This window comes from Arcicella sp. GW458-12-2-14-TSB2 (genome assembly GCF_059423785.1).
Genome location: NZ_JBWKYN010000342.1, coordinates 1 through 1,716, shown reverse-complemented (window position 1 = coordinate 1,716; position 1,716 = coordinate 1). Strand labels below are relative to the sequence as shown.

The following is a 1,716-nucleotide window of genomic DNA, read 5'->3' as shown; positions in this document are numbered from 1 at the left end:
TACCAGTAAAGAGTAAAACTATTATTACTTAAATTTTAATTTTCTATTCAGAATCGTATTAATATTGTATAAAATCAAATAAGATGATTTTTCGAATAATCAATAAATAATACACATACAAACACTTAAAATCAATGAAAAAAGTTTGCCTATTACTTTTCCTATACACATTTTTATTAAGCTCATTAAAAGGACAAATAATTCAATTTAAAAACCAAATAGATACTATTGGCTACAGAATAAAAGATAATAAAGAACCTATTTTGGCTGAAAAATACTCATTCAGTCATAAAATTTTAGGAATGAAATATGATTCTTTAAAAAACCATTATTCAGTAATTTTCAATGGATTACCTAATATTGAAAAAACTAATAAAGTTTTTTTAGGGATATTTAATCCTATTAAAAACGACTTAAAATGGTATAAAGAAATTAATTTAAAAACCCAAGACTTGTCTTTTTCTAACAATTTTCTTGTGTTGTCTTTAAGAAACAAAAATTTTGGAATTGATACTGAAACAGGCGAAGAACTATGGGAAGTAGATAATCCTTTGCTTTTTTCATTTTATGATGCCAATGTAGGTATTACCTATAAGAATAAGCTTTTCAGGAAAAATGATGGACTTTATGGTATTGATTTACTAACTGGAAATATGGTTTGGGAACGAGATGACTTATCTTTTAAAAAGGGGCTTTCTCGCAAGTATATTTATCGAGATACTTCATTGATTTTTTTGAATAATAAAATCAATAGTATTAATGTTAAAACAGGTAAAGGGTGGAGCTATGATATTCAAGTGGCACGTGAATGTGCAGATTTTAATTATCAAGGTAATTGCTTTTTGACGTCTAATTTTTTTCGAGATTCAACCAGTTTTGTTATTGCCACTGTTGATAGGCTTTTGAGAATGAGCTATCAAGGAAATGTAATTTCTGAGACATTTTTCCCTACAGATATAGAATGTAGTGAATCTATTTTATTTCATAAGAAAGATTCGTTCTATCTTTTCAATTTGGGTTATTCTCTATTAGGCGGTTATTATAGAATGAAACAAAAAAAACCTTTTATTGCTAGATTTAATAATGACGGTAGTATAAAATATATCAATCAGCTTGAACAAAAAGGGCTTATTGAAAATTATTATTTTGACAGGGATACCCTTATAATCATGCACAAAAGGGCTATTTCTAAATACTCATTAGAAAATGGAGAAATGATTATGAGTAAAGAGATGGAGAAAAAGGAGCTACGTGAATGGAATGGTTTCGTGAAAAATAGCGTGTACATTCAAACGAGTGCTTCAACATATAAAACTCTTTACGAGATAGACAGTACAAAGTATTATGTTTATAACGATGAATTTACAATTACTGTGCTAGACCATAATTTTAATAAACAAGGCGAATACTTAAAGAATAGTTACTATAAAATATCGGATAAATATCTAGATTGGACTTTTATTAATAATAATGATATAACCATTGTAATTGATAAGGATGGAAAGAAAGTCGCCGAAATTCCCAAAACAAATAATATTGAGATTAATGGAAAGTACATGTATTTTTCCTCAGACAGGTTTATTTATAAGACTGAAGTCACGAATATAACTAAATAGAGGTTGTCAAGCTATCTATCATAAATTAGGCTCTTGAAAATAGTGTATTTCAAGAGCCTAATTTATGATAGAAGGTTATACTAAGATTTATGGTTATAAG

1 protein-coding gene is annotated in these 1,716 nt (G+C 27.4%); it reads left to right on the top strand.

What is annotated here, in order from left to right:
• Positions 1-263: 263 nt before the first annotated feature.
• Positions 264-1,616 carry a PQQ-binding-like beta-propeller repeat protein gene (locus AC07XN_RS24305; RefSeq protein ID WP_494744922.1) on the top strand — a complete coding sequence of 451 codons (1,353 nt, stop codon included), beginning with the start codon at positions 264-266 and terminating at the stop codon, positions 1,614-1,616.
• Positions 1,617-1,716: the final 100 nt, after the last annotated feature.